The sequence below is a fragment of the Cobetia sp. LC6 genome (assembly GCF_030264805.1).
In the GTDB taxonomy this organism is placed as follows: domain Bacteria; phylum Pseudomonadota; class Gammaproteobacteria; order Pseudomonadales; family Halomonadaceae; genus Cobetia.
Window position 1 is genome coordinate 1 of record NZ_JASSPL010000012.1, and the last position, 23788, is coordinate 23788.

The 23788-nt window shown below is 61.7% G+C and carries 15 protein-coding genes; 13 read left to right on the forward strand and 2 right to left on the reverse strand.

Translation table 11 applies throughout. The annotated features are described in order from the left end of the window. The 6 genes from QQF40_RS13440 to QQF40_RS13465 all read left to right on the forward strand — a co-directional run. The coding region (locus QQF40_RS13440; RefSeq protein WP_285461631.1) for a beta strand repeat-containing protein at positions 1-4636 on the forward strand (4636 nt) is incomplete at its 5' end. Positions 4637-4733: 97 nt separating this feature from the next. Beyond that, positions 4734-6908, forward strand: coding sequence for a type I secretion system permease/ATPase (locus QQF40_RS13445; RefSeq protein ID WP_285461632.1), 2175 nt, complete (start codon positions 4734-4736; stop codon positions 6906-6908). After that, positions 6901-8283 carry an HlyD family type I secretion periplasmic adaptor subunit gene (locus tag QQF40_RS13450; RefSeq protein ID WP_285461633.1) on the forward strand — a complete coding sequence of 461 codons (1383 nt, stop codon included), beginning with the start codon at positions 6901-6903 and terminating at the stop codon, positions 8281-8283. The genes QQF40_RS13445 and QQF40_RS13450 overlap by 8 nt, the downstream gene beginning before the upstream one ends. Before the next feature lie 33 nt (positions 8284-8316). After that, positions 8317-9624, forward strand: coding sequence for a TolC family outer membrane protein (locus QQF40_RS13455; protein ID WP_175089211.1), 1308 nt, complete (start codon positions 8317-8319; stop codon positions 9622-9624). Positions 9625-9690: 66 nt separating this feature from the next. After that, on the forward strand, positions 9691-11640 hold the full coding sequence (locus QQF40_RS13460; protein WP_285461634.1) for a bifunctional diguanylate cyclase/phosphodiesterase: 1950 nt from the start codon (positions 9691-9693) through the stop codon (positions 11638-11640). A 22-nt stretch (positions 11641-11662) separates the two neighbouring features. Further along, positions 11663-12331 carry a transglutaminase-like cysteine peptidase gene (locus QQF40_RS13465; RefSeq protein WP_285461635.1) on the forward strand — a complete coding sequence of 223 codons (669 nt, stop codon included), beginning with the start codon at positions 11663-11665 and terminating at the stop codon, positions 12329-12331. A gap of 163 nt (positions 12332-12494) precedes the next feature. Here the strand turns inward: QQF40_RS13465 and QQF40_RS13470 are convergent, their stop codons facing one another. Next, a complete protein-coding gene (locus QQF40_RS13470; RefSeq protein WP_107336043.1) occupies positions 12495-12908 on the reverse strand; it encodes a DUF7079 family protein in 414 nt (137 codons plus the stop codon). Positions 12909-13258: 350 nt separating this feature from the next. Here QQF40_RS13470 and fabV point away from each other — a divergent pair, with 350 nt between their 5' ends. The 7 genes from fabV (at position 13259) to astB (ending at position 22281) form a co-directional block, all read left to right on the forward strand. Continuing rightward, on the forward strand, positions 13259-14461 hold the full coding sequence (fabV, locus tag QQF40_RS13475; RefSeq protein WP_285461636.1) for an enoyl-ACP reductase FabV: 1203 nt from the start codon (positions 13259-13261) through the stop codon (positions 14459-14461). 227 nt (positions 14462-14688) lie between these two features. Continuing rightward, the gene (locus QQF40_RS13480; RefSeq protein WP_175089215.1) at positions 14689-15690 is read left to right on the forward strand and encodes a GlxA family transcriptional regulator; all 1002 of its coding nucleotides are present in this window, start codon (positions 14689-14691) and stop codon (positions 15688-15690) included. A 156-nt stretch (positions 15691-15846) separates the two neighbouring features. Next, positions 15847-17067, forward strand: coding sequence for an aspartate aminotransferase family protein (locus tag QQF40_RS13485; protein ID WP_175089216.1), 1221 nt, complete (start codon positions 15847-15849; stop codon positions 17065-17067). Between the two features lie 23 nt (positions 17068-17090). Next, positions 17091-18152, forward strand: a complete 1062-nt coding sequence (locus tag QQF40_RS13490) for an arginine N-succinyltransferase (protein ID WP_043334469.1) — start codon at positions 17091-17093, stop codon at positions 18150-18152. Next, positions 18152-19183 carry an arginine N-succinyltransferase gene (gene astA / locus QQF40_RS13495; RefSeq protein ID WP_285461637.1) on the forward strand — a complete coding sequence of 344 codons (1032 nt, stop codon included), beginning with the start codon at positions 18152-18154 and terminating at the stop codon, positions 19181-19183. Before QQF40_RS13490 ends, astA begins: the two co-directional genes overlap by 1 nt. A 151-nt stretch (positions 19184-19334) precedes the next feature. Next, a complete protein-coding gene (astD, locus tag QQF40_RS13500; RefSeq protein ID WP_175089218.1) occupies positions 19335-20834 on the forward strand; it encodes a succinylglutamate-semialdehyde dehydrogenase in 1500 nt (499 codons plus the stop codon). A 100-nt stretch (positions 20835-20934) separates the two neighbouring features. Further along, positions 20935-22281, forward strand: a complete 1347-nt coding sequence (astB, locus tag QQF40_RS13505) for an N-succinylarginine dihydrolase (protein WP_285461638.1) — start codon at positions 20935-20937, stop codon at positions 22279-22281. Between the two features lie 116 nt (positions 22282-22397). Here the strand turns inward: astB and QQF40_RS13510 are convergent, their stop codons facing one another. Further along, on the reverse strand, positions 22398-23588 hold the full coding sequence (locus QQF40_RS13510) for an MFS transporter (protein WP_175089220.1): 1191 nt from the start codon (positions 23586-23588) through the stop codon (positions 22398-22400). Positions 23589-23788 lie beyond the last annotated feature (200 nt).

The following is a 23788-nucleotide window of genomic DNA, read 5'->3' on the forward strand; positions in this document are numbered from 1 at the left end:
GACCGTCACCGAGACCTACACCGTCGAACTCAGCGATGGCTCGACCACCACGGTCGACATCCTGATCACCGGCGTGGACGATGCAGCCCCCATCATCACGCTGGCTGACAAGGAAGTGACCGAGGCCACGGGGGAGACGGTCACTGACACCTTCCAGGTGGACGCGGATGCCGGCATCGCCAGCGTCACCATCAATGGCACGGATATCACTACGGCGTCAGTGGATAATCCCATCGTGATTCCGGGCGCGACTGATGACGAAGGCACGCTGACCATCACGGGCTACGATTCCGGCACCGTGTCCTACACCTATGTGGAGGATGGTACGGCTGCGGATCACTCGGCTGGTGACGATAGCGTGTTCGACAACTACGCCGTGGTCGTCACTGACCTGGCTGGGCAGAGCACCAGTGACAGTCTTGATGTCAAGATTCTGGATACCGCGCCTGTCGCCAATGACGATACCTACACCATTCGCGAAGATGATACGTCTCCGGATGGTGAACCGGTGATCAACACCAATGTCATTTCGAGTGTTGTCGGCGGCGGACAGGATGAGCTGGGCGCTGATGGCGTGACCATCACGCATCTCGATGGCACTTCACTGGTAGACAATGAGGGCAGCGTTACCGTCGAGGGCAGCTACGGTAGCTTGACCCTCAATACCGATGGCACCTTCAGCTATGACCTGGATGATGTACGTGCCCAGGCGTTGGGAGCGGGTGATCTGGTCAAGGAGGAGTTCGAGTACACCATCCTTGATGCGGATGGGGATTCGGATACCGCTGTCATCACCATCAATGTCCAGGGCTTGAACGACAAGCCAGTGGCCTATGACGATGGCCCGATTCTGGTCGAGGAAGATACTCCGGTCAGCGGCAACGTCCTGAGCAACGACGTCGACGCCGATGGTGATGAGTTGAGCGTCGTCAGCTTCACTGTTGACGGCGATACATACGACCCGGGCGAGACAGCGGATCTTGGCGAAGTCGGCACACTGCTTATCAATGCCGATGGTACCTTCACCTTCACGCCCGGCGAGAATTACAACGGTCCGGTACCTGACACCACCTATGTGATCACGGATGGCACCGAAGTTGATGAAGCCATTCTCAGCTTCCAGGGTGTCACGGCGGTCGATGATCCGGTTGTCATCAGTGCAGATGATGGGGCAGTGGCCGAAGATGGTGTGACACAAGCTTCAGGTACGCTGACCGCAACCGATGTCGATAGTGACGCCCCGACGTTCGCGCCGGCCACTGACGACAGCAGTCTCTACGGTACCTTCGCTGTCGATGCCGACGGTAGCTGGACCTATACGCTGGATAACGACACTGCCGCTGTGCAGGGACTGACATCTGCCGACACGATCAATGAGCAGTACATCGTGCAGCTCAGCGATGGTTCCACCACGACAGTGGATATCGTGATCACCGGTACTGATGATGCTGTGCCGGTCATCAGTTCACTGGAAGATCAGTCGGTCACCGAAGCGACAGGAGGTACTGTCACCGATACCTTTACCGTGAAAGCTGCGGCAGGTATTGCGGCAGTGACAATCGCTGGTGTGGATATCACGGACGCCAACACCGCACCGGTAGTGATCTCCAAGCCAGATGGCGAAGGAACGCTGACCGTTACTGGCTATGATGCCGACACCGGGGTGGTCTCCTACAGCTATGTGGAAGATGGCACTGCGGCTGATCATGCCGGTGGCGATGACAGTGTCATTGACGACTTCGCTGTCGTGGTGACGGATCTTGCCGGTCAGAGCACCACATCCAGTCTGGATGTCACCGTTCTGGACACCGCGCCGATCGCCAACGCTGATACCCGCAGCATGAACGAGAATCGTAGTGCTGCCGTTACCGGCAACGTGGTGGACGGCTCATCTGCGACGGCGGACACCCTGGGGGCCGATGCGGTCACCGTCACCGCCGTCACTTCTGGATCAGAAACCGTCACGGTGAGCGATGGCGCGGCGGCCGTGATCACGGGTGAGCACGGCGAGCTGACCCTGGCGGCGGATGGCTCCTACAGCTACCAGTCAGCACGCGACGACCTGCAGTACCTGGCGGTCGGTGAGTCGGTCACGGACGTCTATACCTACGTGATCACGGATGCTGACGGTGATACCTCCAGCACCACTCTGACGATCACCATCAATGGTCGCAACGACGGCCCGGCGATCAGTGTCAGCAGTGGCGACAGTACCGCCGCCAGCCTGACGGAGACGGATTCACCGCTGAGTGCCAGCGGGACTCTGTCGGTGGATGACGTGGATCTCAGCAACATCGTGACGCCGAGCGTCACCGGCGTCTCCAGTGCTGGAGACACCGGTACGCTGGACAACGATGACCTGCTTGCGCTGCTGGGCGTGGATACCGGGGCCATCATCGATGATGAGAGCACTGAAGGTACGCTCAACTGGTCCTTCGACAGCAGTGCTGCCGGGGAAAGCTTCGACTACCTGTCTGCAGGCGAGTCACTGGTTCTGACCTACACCGTCACTGTCACGGATACGGCAGGAGCGACAGCTACCCAGGATGTCACCATTACCATCCAGGGGACGAACGATGCCCCGGTGGTGACTGCGACTGAAGGCCGTGTCAGTGAAGAAGGGCTCGAAGGCGGTATCGCCGACAGTGATGCGGATGATGGCTTCACGGATACCACCGATGCCACCACCGTCACCGGTACGGTTTCCGTCACGGACGTCGATAGTGACAGCGTGTCGCTGGTATTGACGGCTCCTGCCACGGCCATCACCTCCGGTGGCAGTGCGGTGGCCTGGTCCGGCAGCGGTACCCAGTCAATGGTGGCAACCGATGCTGATGGCAATGAAGTCGCGACGGTGACCATCGATGACAGCGGTGCCTATACCTTCACTCTGAGTCAGGCGGTCGATCATTCGGGTGATGGTGAAGATGTCCTGTCTCTGGACTTCGGTGTGCTCGCAACGGATAGCGAAGGCGCCAACTCCACCGGCACGCTGACCATCGGCATCGAGGATGATGCACCCGAGCAGCAGGAAGCGCAGAGCTTCTCCTCGACGCTGGTGGACACAAATCTCACTATCATTCTTGATGTGTCAGGTTCCATGAATACAACTGATGGAATCGATGGTGAAACTCGCCTGCAGAGCGCCATTGATTCCATCAAGTCTCTGATTGAGGCCTACGATGACTTTGGTGACGTACGTATCAATCTGGTCACGTTCTCAACCATTGGCACAGCGCAAGATGCATGGATGACCGTCGGTGAAGTTGAAATCATATTGGATAGTCTTGTTGCCAATGGAGTCACTAACTACGACTCTGCGCTAGCTGCTGCCATCGAGAATTACTCCCAAGATGGGGCGTTGGAAGATGCGCAAAGCATTTCCTATTTCTTCTCCGATGGTGAGCCAAACTATGGTGATGGGGATTCTAGGGAATTGAATGTCCTTACCGGTGGGTTCGTGTATAGCGCTGATGCCGGTATCTCGAACGATGAAGAGGATATCTGGACTGACTTCCTGGTCGATAATGGCATCAAGTCCTACGCTATCGGCTTGGGTAGCAATGTCACAGAGTCCAATCTTGATCCGATTGCCTATGACGGCTCAGCGGTTGAAGACCTTGATAGCACTGTCGTTACCAGCTTTGAGGATCTCGACGATACCCTCGCCGCTACTGTCCAATCACCGGTCAGTGGTCAGCTTGTCTCGGGCAGCTCCGTGGATGGCAGTCTGTTGGGAGCGGATGGCGGTTATCTGCAGTCGGTCACCGTGGATGGCACGACCTACAGTTATGATCCGGATACCAATGCTGTTTCTGCCACTGGCACCGACAACAGCAGCTACGATGCAGACAGCCTGGAGCTGACCATTTCGACGGAACTGGGCGGCAGCATGCTGTTCAATCTGGGGAGCGGTGATTTCTCCTACACACCGCCGGAGAATGTCAGCGAGCGCTCCACGGACAGCTTCGATTACGTGACGGTCGACAATGACGGGGATACCAACACTTCCAGCGTCAGCATCGATGTCGACAAGCTGTCAGTCCTGATAGGTACCAGTGCCAACGATACCCTGACGGGGGACGGAGACGGGCCTTTCTATGCGGACTATCTGATCGGGCAGGCTGGCGATGACACCTTGAGTGGAGGTGTAGGCAGTGATCGTCTGGAAGGCGGCAGCGGCAGCGATACGCTGCGGGGCGGCACCGGCAACGATATCCTCTCTGGTGGTGAGGGTGATGATCTTCTGGTCGGAGGTACCGGCAATGACATCCTGACCGGCGGCGATGGTGCTGACACCTTCCAGTGGCTGGGTGGTGATGACATCAATAGCGAAGGCGGCATGGCGACGGATACCATCACCGACTTCAGTGTCGCGGATGGCGATGTCATCGATCTGTCTGATCTGCTGGAGGCTGATGAGGATGCCGATACGCTCTCGAGCTTCCTGCACTTCGAGTCAGATGGAGAGGGTGGTACCAATATCGAGATCAGTGTCGATGGGTCCGATGGCAGCAATATCACGCAAGAGATCAATCTGCAGGATGTCGACCTGACATCAGGTGGCGACACGGATACGCAGATCATTCAATCTCTGCTCGACAGCAACAGTCTCAAGACGAATGTTGACGGCTGAATCGATGTGATAGGGGAGATGGCTTAGGCTGTCTCCCCTTGCTGTATTAGACTTTGCCGTAGAGACATCTGCGAAGTGCCCTACTAAGGAGGACAGGTTGAGCGATCAACCCACGCCATTAAGACCGGAGCCTGTTGGCGAGAGGGAGGGCGATCCCCTTCTCAATGCGCTGGTCTTCATGGCGCGTTACCACGGCAATCCCAGATCTGCAGCAGTGCTGGTCGATGGTCTTCCCATGGAGGAAGGCCGTCTTCCCCTGGCACTTGTCAGTCGTGCCGCGGCACGTGCCAATCTGAGTGCCAAACTGGTCAATCAGCAGATCACGGCCATCAGCGACATGCTGATGCCGTGCATTCTCATACTCAAGGAAGAGCGTGCTGTCGTCTTGCTGGAGGTCGACAACGACGCAGGCAAGGCCAGGATCCATCAGCCTGAGGCCGAGGGTGATGAGCTGGTCGATATAGAGTCACTGGCTGAGCGTCATGATGGGCGTGTCGTCTATCTCAAGCAGGAGCACCGCTTTGATGAACGCGCACCGGAAACGCTCAAGCAGAGTGATGGCCATTGGTTCTGGTCAACGCTGAAGCTGTCGCGGCCGATCTATCGTGACGTGATTCTGGCGTCGATATTGATCAACCTGTTTGCCGTGGCATCGCCACTGTTCGTGATGAACGCCTATGACAAGGTGGTGCCCAATCTGGCCTTCAACACGCTGTGGGTCTTGGCGACAGGGATGGCGATCATCATGGTGTTCGACTTCGTGATGCGCCAGACACGTGCCTACTTCATGGATACGGCGGGCAAGAAGTCCGAGGTGTTGCTGACCTCGAAGCTCTTCTCCAAGACCATGAACCTGCGGATGGAAGCGCGACCCGGCTCCGTCGGTGGCTATGTGAAGCACTTGCAGGAGTTTGATTCGATCCGCGAGTTCTTTACTTCCGCAACCCTGACCACCCTGGTCGATCTGCCGTTTGCCCTGCTGTTCCTGCTGGTGATCTGGATCGTGGCGGGGCCATTGGTTCTGGTGCCATTCGTCGCGCTCGTGATCCTGCTCGTCTACAGTCTGGCGATCCAGAAACCGCTGCGCAGCAGCATCGAGCAGGGGTCTCGCCTGGCGACGGAGCGCAATGCGCGCCTCGTCGAAGCCGTCTCCGGCCTTGAGAGCCTCAAGCTGGCCAATGCTCAGGGTGAAACCCAGCGTCGGTATGAACGGGCTGTCGGGCAGATCGCGCATTGGGGGGTGAAAAGCCGCAACCTGACGACTTCTGTCAGCTCGCTTAGCATGTCGCTGACACAGGCCACCACGGTGGCGCTGGTCGTGTTCGGGGTCTATCTGATCGCGGATGCACGTCTGTCTGTCGGTGGTTTGATCGCCGCGGTCATGCTGTCCGGTCGTGCGTTGCAGCCGCTGGGGCAGTTGGCATTGCTGATCACGCGCATCGGTCAGACTCGCAGTGCGATGAGTGCGCTTGAGCAGATCATGGCATTGCCGGAGGAGTCGGAAGATCGTCGTTACGTTCACCGCGAGCACTTGCAGATGCGCATCGAATTCGATCGCGTCGGCTTTGCCTATGCGCCGAATACGCCGCCTGCCGTGTCGGATATCTCATTGACCATCGAACCAGGTGAGAGGATCGCGATCATCGGGCGTATCGGTGCTGGCAAGAGTACTTTGCAGCGCCTTATCTCTGGTCTGTATCGTGCCACGGCTGGCAGCGTTCGTATTGATGGGCTGGATCTCAATCAGCTGCATCCCGCCGACGTACGTCGGCACATCGGCCATGCGGGCCAGGACAGTGCACTGTTCTTCGGCTCCATTCGCGACAACATCACCCTCGGCCAACCACACGCCAGTGATGTACAGATCGAACTCGCGGCTGACGCCTCCGGCGTGACCGAATTCACTCGTCATCACCCTGAAGGACTGGACCGTCAGGTGGGCGAGGGTGGGCGCATGCTCTCCAGCGGTCAGCGTCAGACGGTCTTGCTGGCACGTGCACTCTTGATGCGTCCCCCGCTCTTGCTGCTCGATGAGCCCGGTTCGCACATGGATAACCGCGCCGAGCTGCGTCTGCGCAGAATGCTCAAGTCCCTGCCACGCAGCCAGACGCTGGTGCTGGTCACCCACAAGAGCAGCATGCTCGACGTGGTAGACCGCGTCATCGTCATGGAAGGAGGGCGCATCGTCGCCGATGGGCCCAAGCAGCAGGTGCTGAGCGCCTTGAATGAAGGCCGAGTCGCCGGGCGCAAGCAGGAGGTGAATCGTGGCTAAGGCACCGATTGAGCAGCGTGACCTTCACCATCTCGACGATGTCAGTTCAGCCGTCTTGCTGGCGACCCCCTGGAAGTCGCGCATCCTGATCTGGATGGTGCTCGCATTCGTGGTCGTCTTCATCATCTGGGCCAGCCAGGCGAGTCTGGAGGTCGTCACTCGTGGCTCCGGCAAGGTCGTACCCTCGACGCACCTGCAGGTTGTCCAGAACCTGGAAGGCGGTATCGTGCGCGAGATCTATATCAAGGAAGGTCAAGTCGTCTCGGCGGGGGAGCCACTGCTGCGTATCGACGACACCAGTGCAGGTTCCGATCTGCGTGAGCGTGTCTCGACCCTCGATGGCCTGCAGGCCACCATCATGCAGTACGATACCGAGCTTGAGTCCATCGAGGTCAACGCCTCCGCGGATGCCTGGAAGGATCAGGTGATCGTGAAGAATATCGAGTTGCCCTTCGATGAAGAATTCAAGGCGCGTAGTCCCGCTCTGGTGTCGCGTGCGATGACGGCATATCGCACGCATCTGAATCAGCTCAACAGTGGCCTCAATGGCGCGCGTGAGCAGATTCTGCAGAAAGAGCAGGAGTTGCGTGAGTTGAGGTCGCGCATCAACAGTCTTGAGCGCAGCTATCAACTGTCGCGTCGCGAGCTGGGCATGACGGCCCCGCTGGTACGTGAAGGCGTGGTCTCTCAGGTAGACCTTCTCAAGATCCAGCGTGAGGTCAACGACCTGCGGGGCGATCTTGAATCGGCGCGCCTGGCCGTACCGGGCAAGCAATCGGAGCTGGATGAGGCCATCTCGAATCGGGTCGGCGTCGCGCAGGAATTCCGCTCACGTGCCGCGGAAGAGCTCGCCAAGACCCAGGCGGATCTGGGTCGATTGCGTGAGGGGCGCACCAGTCTTCAGGACCGACTCGATCGTACTTTGGTGACCTCTCCGGTTCAGGGCGCCATCAAGACGCTGAATATCAATACCATAGGCGGCGTCATCGAGCCCGGGGAAGACCTGATGGAGATCGTGCCCATCGAGGATCAGCTACTGGTTCAGGCGCGAGTCGCTCCCAAGGACATCGGCTTCCTGAGAATCGGACAGCCGGCGGTCGTCAAGTTATCTGCCTACGATTTCACCATCTACGGTGGATTGGAAGGCAAGGTCGATCAGATCAGTGCGGATACTGTGCAGGATGAAGAAGGCAACAGTTTCTACGAGATCAAGGTGCTGACGGAGCAGAACCACCTTGGAAGTGACTCGGATCCGCTCACGATCATCCCGGGCATGCAGGCCAGTGTCGATGTGATCACTGGCAATCAGACCGTACTGCAATATTTGATGAAGCCGATTCTGCGCGCCAGGCAAGGTGCCTTGCGTGAACGTTGATCAAGGATTTGATGGATTCGAGGGTAACTCATAATGAAAAAGACACTCTTGGCGCTGAGCATCGCCGCAGGGATGGGGTTTGGCGTTCAGGCTTCGGCTGCGACTCTTGAAGAGGCCGTATCCCGAGCGGTAATGGAAAACCCGCGCACGCGCATTCAGGTATCACGCCATATCCAGCGACTCGAAGAAGCGGAAACCCAGCGTGGGGCGTATCGCCCGACGGTGGATCTGACCGGTCGTCTGGGTTATGGCAAGTTCGACTCGGAAGATGACGGTGTCAATGACGATGACGACTGGCACGATTACACACGTCTTGATCTGACCATCCGTCAGCTGCTCTGGGACGGCAACACGACAATCGAGCGCATTCGCCAGGCCGAGACAGAGGCGGATTACCAGCGCCTGCAGGTCGCGGCCGAGGCCAATGACATCGCGCTGGATACGGCCGGCGCTTATCTGCAGGTCATGCGTGATGAGCTGATTCTCAAGTACGCACAAGCCAATCTCGAGGCTCACCGCCGCATCTCGAATGATATCGGGCGGCGTGCGGAATCCGGCCTTGGTGCGCGCAGTGACGTGCGGCAGGTGGATGGTCGTCTGGCCAATGCCGAAGCCAGCGTGCTGTCATCGATCAACAATCTCGAGGATTCCCGCTCTGCCTATCTGCGTCTGGTGGGGGAGATGCCATCGGACCTCAGCATGCCGGGTATCGACACCAGCTTGCTCAGCGAGGATGTCGAGAGCGCCTACGTGCAGGCCAATCAGCGCAACCCGCTGTTGGCGGCGGCACGGGTCTCCATTGACGCTGCGCGCCATGAAGTGAATGCCGAGAAGGGGGATAATTACCCCGAGTTCAGTCTCGAGGGCAATCGCACGCTGGACAATGATTATGACCAGGACAAGAGCAAGTCAGACGACTGGAGCGTCGAACTGGTCATGCGCTACAACCTGTATCGTGGTGGCCGCGATCAATCCGAGATCCGCGGTCGTCAGGCAGCGCTGGAAGCGGTCGAGCACGACAATGATCGCGTGATGCGTGATGTACGTGACGAGATTCGTCTGGCATGGAATGCCCGCGAGAACCTCAAGCGTCAGATCGATTACCTGGAAAGTTATGTGCGTGCCGCGACTGATACTCGCGAGAGTTATCGCAAGCAATTCGATATCGGGCGTCGTACATTGCTGGACCTTCTGGATAGCGAGAGTGAGCTGTTCACCTCTCAACAGAACCTGATTCGCGCCCGTTTTGATCTGGAAACCGCCAACTATCGCCTGCTGTCGGCGACCGGCGCTCTGCTGGATTCCATGAGTGTTGCCGTCCCCGTCCAACAACAGGGCTAAGCCACCCACGGCGCTCCCGAACTCTGGAGGCGCTGCTGCCATGCTGATGGTTGATGAGGAAATCAGATGAGTCTTTCGCGCCGCCTGTTTACCTTGATGTTGCTGGTATTGTTGGGGTTCTCCCTCGGTATCTTCTTCATCCAGGTCAACAACACCCGTGATGCACTGGCCGAACGACAACGCGTCGAACTCTCGAATCTCGCCCAGAGCTTGAGTCTCGCGCTGGTGCCACATGTAGAGCTTGGCGATGCCGCCAGTGCCGAAGCCCTGATACGTGCCACGGTGGATGGTGGTCATGTGCGCGATGCAAGGCTGGAGAGCGTGGCCATCGCGACGCCCATCGCTTTCAATGTCGTGCGCGAGAGTCTGGCACCGGAGTGGTTTCGTGACCTGATTCCCATGCCGGTGGAATCGGCGAGCCGCGAGCTGCCCGGTGGTTGGGCGTCGTTGGGCACGATCAGCCTGACCGGTGAATCTGCCCAGGGCTACGACCAGCTCTGGCAGCTGGCCAAGCGTCTGGCGCTGTGGCTGTTGCTGGGCGGCCTGATCACGCTGCTGGTTGCCTCGTTGGTCATGCGCCGTCTGCTGCGCCCGCTGGAGCGCCTTTCGTCTCGCCTCAATGAGATGGAGACGCAGCGCTTCGACGCGCCGCTGGAGGAGACCAGCGTGGCGGAGCTCAAGGGCATTACCTCGGCGGTCAATCGTCTGGGACAGCGCCTTCAGACCCAGTTCGAGGCTCAGGCCGCGCAGCTGGCGCGTCTGCAGCGCCAGGCGGAAGAAGACTCGGTATCGGGGCTTGGCAACCGGGGCTATTTGAACCGAGCGGTCGATGAGTGGCTGAGCGAGCCGATGGGTGGCAGCTTCGCGCTGCTGCGTGTGTCGCATATCGAGGTGGTGTATCGCGAGCAGGGCTACAAGGGGCGTGATGCTCTGGTGAAAGCCATTGCGCGCAAACTGGAAGATCGTGAACTGGCGGGTGAGGCGATCATCGCCGCGCGCCTGGCCAATAGTGATTTCGGTCTGTTGCTGCCGGAAACCGATGAGACTCGGCTTCAGGAATTTCTCACGCTATTGGCGGAGGATATCGACCACCTGCTGGATGCCAATCCGCTGGTGGATATTCCGCCGGAGAACTGTGCCATTGGCGCCGTTCGGCGTGAGCCGGGCATGCAGCGTACCCAGATGTTTGCCGTTGCAGATGCCACGCTTCGTCAGGCTATCGAGCAAGGATCTGGCGTGGAGCTGGCCCCTGCGGGCGGCCGTGCACGTCCGCGAGGCGAATGGCGCGAGATCATCGAAAAGGCTCTGGACGCCCCCAAGGGGCTCGATTTCGTCGCTCAGCCAGTGTTGCTCAATGATGGCGGCGAGCTGCACCGCGAGCTGTTTGCCCGTCTGCGCGATGGCGATGAACTGCATCGTGCGGGTGACTTCCTGCCCGTGATTCGCCATTTCCGCATGGGGGCGCAGTTCGATCTGCGCGCTCTGGAGTGGCTGGCGTCCTATATCGACAGGATTGATGTTCCCAGACTGGCGCTCAACCTGACCGAAGAAACCTTCGACGATGAAGCCAGTTATATTGGCCTGCTCAACTGGTTGGCGGCGCATCCGCGTCTGTGCAAGCGTCTGGATATCGAGGTGTCCGAAAGCATCGCCCTCAGACATCAGGAGCGTATCAAGATGCTGTTCCGACATGCTCGTCGACTGGGTGCGCGGGGCGGCATCGACCGCTTCGCCCGAGAGCTGAAGGAGCTCAGCTATCTGTCGGCGCTGCGGCCTGATTACGTCAAGATCGACCAGGCGTTCTTCAAGCGCGAAGACGTCGACACCGAGCTGCTGCAGAGTCTGTGCATGACGGCGCATCAGGTCGAGTCGCAGGTCATCGTGACCCGCGTCGAATCCGAGGCTGATCAGGAGCGGGCGATGTCGCTGGGCGCAGATGGCTATCAGGGCTTCGTGTCACCGGCAGTCGATGTCATGGCAAGGCTCGCCAATCCAGCAGAAGATATGCCTCGCTAAGTGACATTCAGGGTGCCTCGACATGAATCATCGCCGCTGGTGGGAGGGTCTTGCGGTCGGGGTGCTGTTGGCGTTGTCGCTCGGTGCGGGTCTGGCACAGGCGGTGGACTCCCGCCAGTTCATCCAGATCTACGGGACAGGTGGCTGGAATCGTGTGCAGCAATGGCAGCAACTGTTGCAGCGTCTGGAGGGCGCGCCGGTCAGGCGTCAGTTGAGCGAAGTGAACGATTTCTTCAATCGTCTCGACTTCACCGATGATCTCAGCGTCTGGGGAGCGACCGATTACTGGGCGACGCCGCAGGAGTTTCTGGGGGCAGGGGCCGGTGATTGCGACGACTTCGCCATGGCCAAGTACCTGACTCTACGCGAGCTTGGCGTACCGGAAGACCGCCTGCGTCTGCACTACGTCAAGGCGCTCAGCCTCAACCAGTTCCACATGGTCGTGACCTATCAGGGCGTCAATACGCGCAATCCTGATGTACTGGACAACCTGAACAGTTCCATCCTGCCGGCCAGTGAGCGCACGGACCTGCTGCCTATCTACAGTTTCAATGGCAGTGCGCTGTGGATGAGCAAACGTCTGGAAGGGGGCAAGCGCATCAGCGACAGCCGCGGCCTTTCAAGTCTGTCTGATTGGCAGAAGCGCCGCGCACAAGGGGTGCTGAGAGTGCCGCGTCACCAACGGCCATGAGCCTGGCGTCGTCAGCCCCTCGAGGAATGGCGGTTGAGCTCCACCAGGCACTAGTTGAGCACTACAGGGCACCCCGTGACCTTCCGGTCGCGGGGTGTCTTGCCATTCAGGGGTCGCTGGCCAGAGCCCTCGTCAGGCTTCCCCGTGCAGATTGCGGGGCGCGCTAGCGGGGCGTGTTGCCGCGCAGGTGCAGGATCTCGAGCAGATTCCCGTAGCGATGGCGACTCGGCATCGTGGCCAGCCCGGAAAACAGCAGCCAGAACATGCGCCGGCCACGCGTCAGACGATGCGTATGCTGCAGCAGGCGCGACAACAGCTGACTGTCATCAAAGCCCTTGAAATTGGGTGTCATGCTGACCTGTTCTCGCACCAGTACCGGGGCCATCTCCAGCCGATAGAGCTTTTCCAGTTCCTGGAAGCTCAGCCCCTGGGCTTCGACGACTTCTGCCATGTGCTGATACTCGGCTTCACGCGGTTCGCGTTCCAGCCACAGTGGAGACAGCGCCAGCCAGATGTCCTGTCGGCGCTCGAGCAGGGCGGCCACATCGGGGGCGAGGTGAGCGTTCTGATCGTTCATGAAAACATCCTGGGCAGAGCCTGTCGGACAGTGCGGCTGGCAACCAGCGGCGAATGCAGGACGGCAGTGGAATGGCAGTACGTGAAAAGGCCTACATGATACGGCAGCCGCCGCGGTCGGCTCCAGTGATATGCAGGCAGATGGCGGATCATGACGGCAGGGCGGACAGCGTCGCCGACAGCCGCTAGAATAGCGCCCATGAGCTGGCACTGAGCCTGCTTTACGGGATTCGAACGCCCTATTTCACGATACGCTTCACCATCCAGGGACGGCCATTGCCTGCTGTCAGCGTGAAGCGAGTATCGCATCGGCGGGTACACGCCGGGCCAACAGCAAACGAGGTTCTTTACGTGATCATCAAACCCAAGGTTCGTGGCTTCATCTGCACCACCACACATCCCAAGGGCTGCGAGCAGAATGTCGCCGAGCAGATCGCCATCACCCGCAAGACAGTCGGTGACAAGCGTGACGGTGGTCCGAAGAAGGTGCTGGTGATCGGTTCTTCCAGCGGCTATGGCCTCGCGGCACGCATCACGGCAGCCTTCGGTTATGGCGCCGATACCCTGGGCGTGTTCTTCGAGAAGCCGGGCACCGAGAAGAAGGCCGGCACCGCAGGCTGGTACAACTCTGCCGCCTTCGACAAGTTCGCCAAGCAGGAAGGCCTCTACAGCCAGGCCATCAATGGCGATGCCTTCTCGCATGAGACACGCGCCAAGGCCATCGAGCTGATCAAGGCCAACATGGGCGAAGTCGACCTCGTCGTCTACTCGCTGGCCTCTCCGGTGCGCAAGCTGCCGGACAGCGGTGAAGTGAAGCGCTCCGTGCTCAAGCCGATCGGCGAGACCTACCGCGCGACCGCCATCGACACCAACAAGGACACCATCATCGAAGCGGAGGTCGAGCCGGCCACCGAGCAGGAAATCGAAGATACCGTCACCGTGATGGGCGGTCAGGATTGGGAGCTGTGGATGCAGGCGCTGGATGAGGCTGGCGTGCTGGCGGATGGCGCCCGCTCCGTCGCCTTCAGCTACATCGGTACCGAGATCACCTGGCCGATCTACTGGCACGGTGCGCTGGGGCGCGCCAAGGAAGATCTGGATCGCGCCGCCGGCAGCATCCACGAGAAGCTGTCCGCCAAGGGCGGTCGTGCCCACGTGGCCGTGCTCAAGTCCGTGGTCACCCAGGCCAGCGCCGCGATCCCGGTCATGCCGCTCTACATCTCCATGGTCTACAAGATCATGAAGGAGAAGGGCCTGCACGAAGGCACCATCGAGCAGCTCAACCGCTTCTACGCCGAGCGCTTCTATGGCGAAGGCGAGATCGCCACCGACGAGTCCGGCCGTCTTCGTCTTGATGACTGGGAGCTGAAAGACGACGTCCAGCAGGCCTGTCAGGAACTGTGGCCGCAGGTCACCAGCGACAACCTGTTCGACATCACCGACTACGCCAGCTACAAGCAGGAATTCCTGAAGCTGTTCGGCTTCACCCGTGACGACGTCGACTACGATGCCGATGTTGCCACCGATGTCGAGTTCGATGTCGTGCAGATGTAAGCACGGATAAAAGCTCTGATGAACGACAACGCCATCCTTCGGGGTGGCGTTGTCGTTTGCACAGCCTTTGTGGTGCTGTCTCTGGGGCGCTGGTCAGGCATTGGCGTAGCAGGCATGGCACAATATGGCGGCACTCTGATGGCAGTCTGGTGGCATGACTTTGATATCCACCGACATCCACCGCTCGTTTGACTCACCTTCTACCCGACGGATTCAGCGCCATACTCATGCCCGTGGATTCACTGGTTTCTCCCCAGGCCCAGCAACGCCAGATAGGCTTCGTGCTGCTGCCCGGCTTCTCGTTGTTGTCCCAGGCCTGTGCGCTGGAGCCCCTGCAAGTGGCCAATCAGCTCGCGGGGCAGACACTCTATCGGGCCGTCACCTTCGCGCTTGACGGGCGTGGCGTGGCGTCCGCGGCGGGCTTGAGCCTCTCGCCGGACAGTCTGGTCGCCAGTGATTCGCGCCATCTGGACGCCCTGTTCGTGTGCGGCGCTCAGCCGGCGGGGGAGGCGGGCCCGCAGGAGGTGGCCTCGAATCCCGCGCTGCTGGCCTGGCTCAAGCGTCTGGCCGAACGTGGCGTGATGCTGGGCGGCATCTCCACCGGCACCCGCGAGCTGGCTCGTGCCGGGCTGCTCGATGGCTATCGTGCGACGATTCATTGGCAGCGCGCCGAATCCTTCCGTCGCGACTTCCCGCAGGTCAACGTCTCCCATCAGCTTTATGAGCTGGACCGCGATCGTGTCACCTGCGGCGGTGGTACCGCGGCGATGGACATGATGATGACGCTGATCGCCCAGCAGCATGGTCGCGCGCTGGCCGAGAAGGTTTCCGAGCACTTCGTCTGCGAGCGCATCCGGCTGGCGGACGAGCCACAGCACGTGCCGCTCAAGAACCGTTTCGCCCATGCGCCGCAGCCACTGGTGGAGGCCGTGACGCTGATGGAGGCCAATATCGAGGAGCCGCTCTCTACCCACGAGATCGGCGAGCACCTCGGTATCTCGCGGCGTCAGCTCGAGCGGCTGTTCAAGAAGCATCTGCAGGCGGTGCCCAGCCGTTACTATCTGGATCTGCGCCTGGCGCGTTCGCGCCAGCTGCTGCGCGAGAGCGATCAGCCGATCGGCGAGATCGCGCTGGCCACCGGCTTTTCCAGCGCCGCTCACTTCTCCACGGCGTTTCGCAACCATTTCGGGCGCAGCCCCCGCGACGAACGTCTCATGCTGCAGGCCTGACACCTTACCTGGATGACAAAAGTCGCCTCCTGACATAAGTCGTCGTCCTTTCGCTGAAAGTCTTTGTCATCTCGCCTCCCTATACTCGAGTGTCATGACCCGTGGCTTGCCGATCATCGGTCGGCCACGCCAAGACCCCGCGATGAGGAAGAGACGATGACCCAGCTGACCCGTGCCGATTTCGACCATGCCATGGTGCCCAACTACGCACCCCAGGCTGCCATTCCGGTACGCGGCGAGGGTAGCCGTCTGTGGGATCAGGAAGGTCGCGAGTACATCGACTTCGCCGGTGGCATCGCCGTCACCTCGCTGGGTCACTGCCACCCGGCGCTGGTCAAGGCGCTCAAGGACCAGGCCGACAAGGTCTGGCACCTGTCCAATGTCTACACCAACGAGCCGGCACTGGCGCTGGCCAAGGCGCTGACCGAGCGCACCTTCGCCGACAAGGTCTACTTCTGCTCCTCCGGTGGTGAGGCCAACGAGGCCGCCCTCAAGCTGGCGCGTCGTTTCGCCCACGACACCCATGGCGAGAAGAAGGACAAGATCATCTCCTTCCGTCAGTCCTTCCATGGCCGCACCTTCTTCACCGTCAGCGTCGGTGGTCAGCCCAAGTATTCCCAGGGCTTCGGACCGATTCCGGGCGGTATCCAGCACGCCGAATTCAACAATCTCGACTCCGTGCGCGAGCTGATGGGCGATGACACCTGCGCGATCATCGTCGAGCCGCTGCAGGGCGAGGGCGGCATCATCCCGGGCGAGCAGGCCTTTCTGGAAGGACTGCGTGAACTATGCGACCAGCACGATGCGCTGCTGATCTTCGATGAAGTCCAGAGCGGTGCCGGCCGTACCGGCCACCTGTACGCCTACCAGCACTTCGGTGTGGTGCCGGACATCCTGACCACCGCCAAGGGCATCGGCGGCGGTTTCCCGCTGGGCGCCATGCTGACCACCGATCGCATCGCACCGGCCATGGCCATCGGCACTCACGGCTCCACCTACGGCGGCAACCCGCTGGCATGTGCCGTGGGTCTGGCGGCGCTCGAGACCATCGACACGCCGGAAGTGCTCGAGGGCGTCGCCCACCGCCACGAGTTGCTGCGCAACGGTCTGGAAGGCATCGCCAAGCGTCACGGTGTCTTCAAGGAAGTACGTGGCATGGGTCTGTTGATCGGTGCCCAGATGGCGCCGGACTACGCAGGGCGTGCCAAGGACATTCTCAACCTGGCGATGGAAGAAGGTCTGATGGTGCTGATCGCCGGTCCTGACGTGCTGCGTCTGGCACCGTCGCTGGTGATCAGCGAAGAGGAGATCCAGAGCGGTCTCGATAAGCTCGACCGCGCCGTGGCGAACTTCGTCGCCGCCTCTGCATCTGCATGAGCAGCGCCATGAGCAGTGCCCCGATGCTGGTGGTGCGGCCTGCCGAAAGCCGCGATCTGCTCGCTCTCGAGCGGCTCGCGGCCACGGCCACGCCTCGCCTGACCAATCTACCGGCACATCGTGATCGCCTCGAGGAGCGCATTCTGCGCTCCCAGCGGAGCCTTCGCGCCGAGATCGACTTCCCGGGCGACGAGATCTACTGCTTCGTGCTGGAAGATCTCGATACCGGTGAAGTGGTCGGTACCGCCTCACTGCGCGCCGAGGCTGGCGCGCGGGAGGCCTACTACACCTATCGTCAGGAAACGCTGATCCACGCCTCGCAGCAGCTCAACGTGCGCCACGAAGTGCAGACGCTGTCGCTGTCGCATGAGGTGTCGGACGCCACGCTGCTGTGCGCGCTGTCGCTGGATGCCCGCTACCGCGAGACGGATGCGGACAGCCTGTTGCGCCGCGCACGCCTGATGTTCATCGCCCAGTACCCGGAACGCTTCGCCACCGAACTGGCGGTGGCCTTCCCGGGCTATCTGGAAACGCGCGACGAGCGCCAGGTCAGCCCGTTCTGGGACAGCGTCGGCCAGCACTTCTTTGATCGTGATTTCAATGAAATCAATCAGATGGCCGGGGTGCGCTCCAAGAGCTTCATCGCCGAGGTCATGCCGCCGTTCCCGCTCTATCTGCCGCTGCTCACGCCCCAGGCGCGCGCCGCCATCGGGCGTGAGAATCCGCGCCATGAGTACGCCATGCAGGAGATGCTCGCCGAGGGCTTCTCGCGCTCGCGTCATGTCGACATCTTCGATGCCGGCCCCTTGCTGCTGGCGGAGTGCGAGCGTCTGCACACCTTCAAGCAGTGCGGTTGGCATCCGGTGCGTATCCGTCCGCAGGAAAGCCTGCCGGATGCAGTGCCGGCGATGGTAGCCAACCAGCGACTCGGCGATTTCCGCTGCGTGCTGGCGCGTTATGCCCTGACGCCGACCGGCCAGCTGATGCTGACGCCGCAGCAGGCCGAGGTACTGGGCGTGGAAGAGGGGCGTGCGGTGCTCGCCGTGCCGATGCCATTGCCGACGATGGATGAGGGAGAGTTGTAATGCGCATTCGTCCTATCGCTCGACACGATATCGAAGGCCTCAAGGTACTGGCGCGGGAAACCGGTGTCGGCTTCACCTCGCTGCCGGACAATCATGAGTTTCTCAGCGCCAAGATAGAACGCACCCTGGCTGCCTTCGAGGGCCGCGAGCCCGGCGATGATCGTCTTTACTTCTTCGTGCTCGAGGATGATCGCGACGGCAGCATCGCGGGCTGCTGTGCCATCGAGGCCTGCGTGGGCACCGATGCGCCGTTCTATCACTATCGCCTCGGTTCGCTGGCGCATTCCTCGGTGCAGCTCGATCTGCATCGCACCCTGGATACGCTGACGTTGTGTTCCGACCATACCGGTGATGCCGAGGTCTGCTCGCTGTTCCTGCGTGAGGGCTGGCGCAAGGACCGCAACGGCGCGCTGCTCTCCAAGGTGCGCTGGCTGTTCATGGCACAGTTCCGCGCGGCCTTCCCCGACAAGGTACTGGCCGAGATGCGCGGTGTCTTCACACCTGAAGGGCGTAGCCCGTTCTGGGAATGTCTGGGCAGCCACTTCTTCCCGATGGACTTCAATGAGGCCGACCGCCTCACCGGCATGGGTCATAAGAGTTTCATCGGCGAGCTGATGCCCAAGTTCCCCATCTATACGCCATTTCTCTCCGAGTCCGCGCGGGCTGCCATCGGGCAGGTGCATGAGCACACCCGTCCGGCGGTGGCGATGCTCAAGAAGGAAGGACTGCGCTGGGAAGGCTACGTCGACATCTTCGATGGCGGCCCGACGGTCGAGGCCTATATCGATGATGTGCGCGCCGTGCGTGACAGCCAGCTGGCAAGTGTCGAGGTGATCGCATCTGATGCCCCGGCCTGCGAGCGTCCCTCTGTGATGGCCGCCACCACCGGCATGGCCGACTTCCGTGCCAGCTGGATCAGCCACGACGTCACCCGGGACGACTCCGGCGCCTGCCATGTGCGTCTGTACCGTGATGAGGCCGAACGCCTCGGCGTCACCGGCGGCGACACGCTGCGCGTGCTGGCCGGCTGAAGCGTCCGCCACGGGCATCCGCTTCTTCGCGCCAACTCGCAGGCGTATACCGCCTTGCGTCCTTTTGCCATCAGCGGGGCAGATCGCCAACTGTCCCGTTACTCCTTGTTCAGCGTCGCTCGCGCGGCGCGCCCTTTCGATGAGGCATGCCATGACCACTACGAATTCGACTCCCGCCACACTCAACGTGCGTCAACAGCTCTTCATCGACGGCGCGTGGCAAGCGGGCGAGGCCGCATTCTTCACCAAGACCGACCCCGTCTCCCACGCACGTCTGTGGCAGGGCGCCGCTGCCACTGCCGCGCAGGTCGAGCAGGCCGTCGCGGCAGCGCGTCAGGCCTTCCCGGCCTGGGCACGTCTGGGCTTCGAGGCGCGTCTGGCGGTGGTGGAGCGCTTCCGCGATCAGCTGGAGCTGCACCGCGAAGCGCTGGCGGTCAGCATCGCCAGCGAAACCGGCAAGCCGCTGTGGGAAGCACGCACCGAGGTCGGCGCGATGATCGGCAAGATCGCGATCTCGGTGAAGGCCTATCATGAGCGTACCGGCGAGCGTGCCAAGGATGTCGCGGGCACCCAGGCAGTCCTGCGCCACCGTCCGCACGGCGTGATGGCCGTCTTCGGCCCCTACAACTTCCCGGGGCATCTGCCCAACGGCCACATGGTACCGGCGCTGCTGGCGGGCAATGCCTGCGTGTTCAAGCCCTCCGAGCTGACCCCGGCTACCGCCGATCTCACCCTGCAGTGCTGGGAGGCCGCGGGCCTGCCCGCCGGCGTGATCAATCTGGTGCAGGGCGCAGCGGAAGTCGGCCAAGCCCTGTCCCAGTCCGAGGGCATCGATGGACTGCTGTTCACCGGCAGTGCCAAGGTCGGCAAGCTGCTGCACCGCCAGTTCGCCGGTCAGGTCGGCAAGCTGCTGGCGCTGGAGCTTGGCGGCAACAACCCGCTGGTGGTGCGCGATGTGCAGGATGAAGCCGCTGCGGTACTGGCGATCATCCAGTCGGCCTTCGCCTCGGGCGGTCAGCGCTGTACCTGTGCGCGGCGCCTGATCGTGCCGCAGGGCGAGGTCGGTGATCGTCTGATCGAGACACTGGCCACGGCGCTGCGTGAGCTGCGGGTGGCGGGGCAGTTCGCGCAGGACGCCCCCTTCTATGGCGGCCTGGCAAGCGTCGCCGCGGCCGAGGGTCTGCTCAAGGCGCAGGACGATCTCGAAGTGCTGGGCGGCAACGTCATCGTGCGCATGCAGCAGGTGGAAGAGGGCACCAGTCTGCTCAGCCCGGCGCTGATCGATGTCACTGGCCTTGCGCTCGAGGACGAGGAGTTCTTCGGTCCGCTGCTCAAGATCCACCGCTACGCCGATTGGGACGACGCCATCGCGCTGGCCAATGACACCCGCTACGGCCTCTCGGCCGGGCTGATCGGTGGCGATCGCGCTGACTGGGACGACTTCCTGCTGCGCATTCGCGCCGGCATCGTCAACTGGAACCGCCAGACCACCGGCGCCTCCGGCGATGCGCCCTTCGGTGGCATCGGCGACAGCGGCAACCATCGCCCCAGTGCCTATTACGCCGCCGACTATGTCAGCTATCCGGTCGCCTCGATGGAAGCCGAGGAGCTGGCGCTGCCCGCGAACCTGCCGGCCGGTATCCGTCTGTAAGGCCGTCCATTCGGGCACCGCTGCCGCTTACCCATTGTTGACCACGACGCCCGCCGTGCCTGTTTGCTGAGCTGGCAAGGCGTCGTGGCAGGAGACCTTCATGTCCGATACTTCGTATCAAGAGATCAATTTCGATGGCCTGGTCGGCCCGACCCACAACTACGCCGGTCTGGCGCATGGCAACGTGGCCTCGATGCGCCACGGCGGGCTGGCCTCCAACCCGCGCGAAGCCGCGCTGCAGGGCCTCGACAAGATGAAGTCGCTGGCGGACCTGGGGTATGCACAGGGGATTCTGCTGCCGCAGCAGCGCCCGGACCTTGGGGCACTGCGTGACCTCGGCTTCACCGGCAGCAACGCCCAGGTGTTGAAGGCGGCCAGCGAGCAGGCCCCGCAGCTTCTGCGCGCGGTGTGTTCCGCCTCCAGCATGTGGACCGCCAACGCCGCCACCGTCACGCCGTCACGCGACAGTGGTGATGGCCGTGTGCACTTCACGCCGGCCAACCTGCAGTCCAGCTTCCACCGCTACCTGGAACCCGCGACCACCGGGCGCATCCTGGGTGCCATCTTCGCCGACGATGGCCACTTCGCGCATCACCCCGCGCTGCCCGCGACGCCGGCCTTCTCCGATGAGGGCGCCGCCAACCATACGCGGCTGTGCGATGGCCACGGCGGACCTGGCGTGCATCTCTACGTCTACGGCCGCCAGGCCTTCGGCGGTGATGGCGTCGAACCGCGTCGCTATCCGGCGCGTCAGACGCTGGAAGCCAGTCAGGCCGTCGCGCGTCAGCATGGTCTGAGCGAAGACCAGGTGGTGTTCGCCCAGCAGCATCCGGAGGCCATCGATGCCGGTGTCTTCCACAACGACGTCATCGCGGTGGGCAATGGCCCGGTGCTGTTCTATCACGAGCTGGCCTTCCGCAATGAGGAGGCGGTGCTCGACGAGCTTCGCGCCAAACTGTCCACGCCGCTGATCCCGATCCGCGTGCCGTTGGAAGCCGTCAGTCTCGAGGATGCCGTGTCGTCCTATCTGTTCAATTCGCAGCTGCTCTCCAACGACGATGGCAGCATGACGCTGGTGGTGCCGGGCGAGTGTCAGGAGAACGAGGCGGTGTGGAACGCGCTGCAGAATGCGATTCTGGCCGGCCCGAACCCGATCGGCGAAGTGCTGGTCAAGGACGTGAAGCAGAGCATGCGCAATGGCGGTGGCCCAGCCTGTCTGCGTCTGCGCGTGGTACTCAGCGACGCCGAGCGCGCCGCGCTGTCCGGGCGCGTGATGATGAGCGATACGCTGCATGCCGAGCTGGGTGCCTGGGTCAAGCGTCACTACCGTGACAGCCTGACGCCGGCAGACCTTGCCGATCCGCAGCTGGCCGAGGAAACCTTGGTGGCACTGGATGAGCTGACGCGGCTGTTGAAGGTCGGCAATGTCTACGCCTTCCAGCGCTGATCGCCCCCGCTGACGCCATGAACGACACAGCCCCATCGGTCTCGCCGGTGGGGCTGTGTCGTTGTGAAGGTGTGATCAGAGGTCTGAGGCTTGATAAGTGGAAGCCGTGGCGCCACTCAAGCCAGCTGTGGCTGCACCCTGCGCTTGGGCTCGCGGCGCACCGGCCAGTGCACGAGCGCGGCCAGCAGGCCGAAGATAGCGCTGGCGATCCACAACAGGTCGTAGCTGCCGGTCAGCTGATAGACCACACCACCGCCCCAGGCTCCCAGGAAGGCACCGACCTGGTGGGCGGCCAGCACCATGCCGAACACGAAGGCCTGACGTTTCTGGCCGAAGTAGAGCGCGACGGCCTGGCTGGTCAGCGGTACCGTCGATAGCCACAGCACACCCATGATCGCACCGAAGACATACAGTAGGGCGCTGCTGGGGGGAATGACCACCATCGCCATCACCAGCGCAGCGCGACACACGTAGATCAGTATCAGAAGCTGCGGCGGGTGGCGGCGGCCGCCCCAGGCCCCGAACAGGATGGTGCCGGCGATATTGAGCGCGCCGATGATCGCCAGCGTATTGCCGGCCACGTTCAAGGGCAGCCCGCAGGCGACCACGAAATTGGGCAGATGGGTGGCGATGAAGGCGACATGCACGCCGCAGACGAAGAAGCCGCCGGCCAGCGCCAGAAAGCGCCGGTCCTGCAGAAGCGGGCCCTGGCTCGGGACATCCTCCGCCTGTGTCTCACTGCCGGCCGACGGGCGACGCAGCAACGGCAGGGCCATGGGAATCAGCAGCAGACAGCTGGCGCCAAGCGCCAGCATGGCGATCTTCCAGTCGATCAGCACCAGCATCGGAGTCGCGACCGAGTAGATCAGCTGCCCGAAGGAGCCGCCGGCCGAGGCGATGCCCAGCCCGATGCCACGATGCTGGAGGGGGACCACGCGAGTGACGGCAGCCAGCACCAGCGGGAAGGTGGTCGCCCCGATGCCGATGCCGGCCAGTACGCCCGCGCCCAGCATCCACACCGTCGGGGTCGGCCAGAGGGCGGTGACGCCCATGCCGACCGCGTAACACAGACTGCCGACCAGAAAGACGCTGAGGGTGCCGAAGCGATCCGACAGCTTGCTGGCGATGGGCGCGGCCAGGCCGAAGACCAGATTCTGGATGGCAAGCGCGAATGACAGACTTCCCATGCCCCAGGTGAGTTCGCTGGCCATCGGTGGCAGCATGAAGCCCATCGCCTGGCGCGCCCCGGTGTTGATGGCGAGTATCAGCGCTGCCAACGCGATCGTTGCCTTCCAGTTCAGTTGCATGTCAGATCCTCATGCTGGCAATCGTTATTGTCGTTGTTCTTGCTGTTCCTGCCCCCGGTGCTGGCCATGGGCGGGACGTCCTGCATGAGGACTCTCGCTACATTAGGACTCTCGCTACATTTCACTTTATTCTCATAAAAGTACAGATGCCGGAAACGCCGCTGTCAGACGCGTCTGCGACACTCTCATCCATACCAGCC

Excerpts from the sequence above, each read along its gene's own strand:
- QQF40_RS13510 (WP_175089220.1), bottom strand. The coding sequence starts at position 23,588 with ATGCAACTGAACTGGAAGGCAACGATCGCGTTGGCAGCGCTGATACTC.
- QQF40_RS13485 (WP_175089216.1), top strand. The coding sequence starts at position 15,847 with ATGACCCAGCTGACCCGTGCCGATTTCGACCATGCCATGGTGCCCAAC.
- QQF40_RS13455 (WP_175089211.1), top strand. The coding sequence starts at position 8,317 with ATGAAAAAGACACTCTTGGCGCTGAGCATCGCCGCAGGGATGGGGTTT.
- astB (WP_285461638.1), top strand. The coding sequence starts at position 20,935 with ATGTCCGATACTTCGTATCAAGAGATCAATTTCGATGGCCTGGTCGGC.
- QQF40_RS13470 (WP_107336043.1), bottom strand. The coding sequence starts at position 12,908 with ATGAACGATCAGAACGCTCACCTCGCCCCCGATGTGGCCGCCCTGCTC.
- astD (WP_175089218.1), top strand. The coding sequence starts at position 19,335 with ATGACCACTACGAATTCGACTCCCGCCACACTCAACGTGCGTCAACAG.
- QQF40_RS13465 (WP_285461635.1), top strand. The coding sequence starts at position 11,663 with ATGAATCATCGCCGCTGGTGGGAGGGTCTTGCGGTCGGGGTGCTGTTG.
- QQF40_RS13490 (WP_043334469.1), top strand. The coding sequence starts at position 17,091 with ATGCTGGTGGTGCGGCCTGCCGAAAGCCGCGATCTGCTCGCTCTCGAG.
- QQF40_RS13480 (WP_175089215.1), top strand. The coding sequence starts at position 14,689 with ATGCCCGTGGATTCACTGGTTTCTCCCCAGGCCCAGCAACGCCAGATA.
- QQF40_RS13460 (WP_285461634.1), top strand. The coding sequence starts at position 9,691 with ATGAGTCTTTCGCGCCGCCTGTTTACCTTGATGTTGCTGGTATTGTTG.
- astA (WP_285461637.1), top strand. The coding sequence starts at position 18,152 with ATGCGCATTCGTCCTATCGCTCGACACGATATCGAAGGCCTCAAGGTA.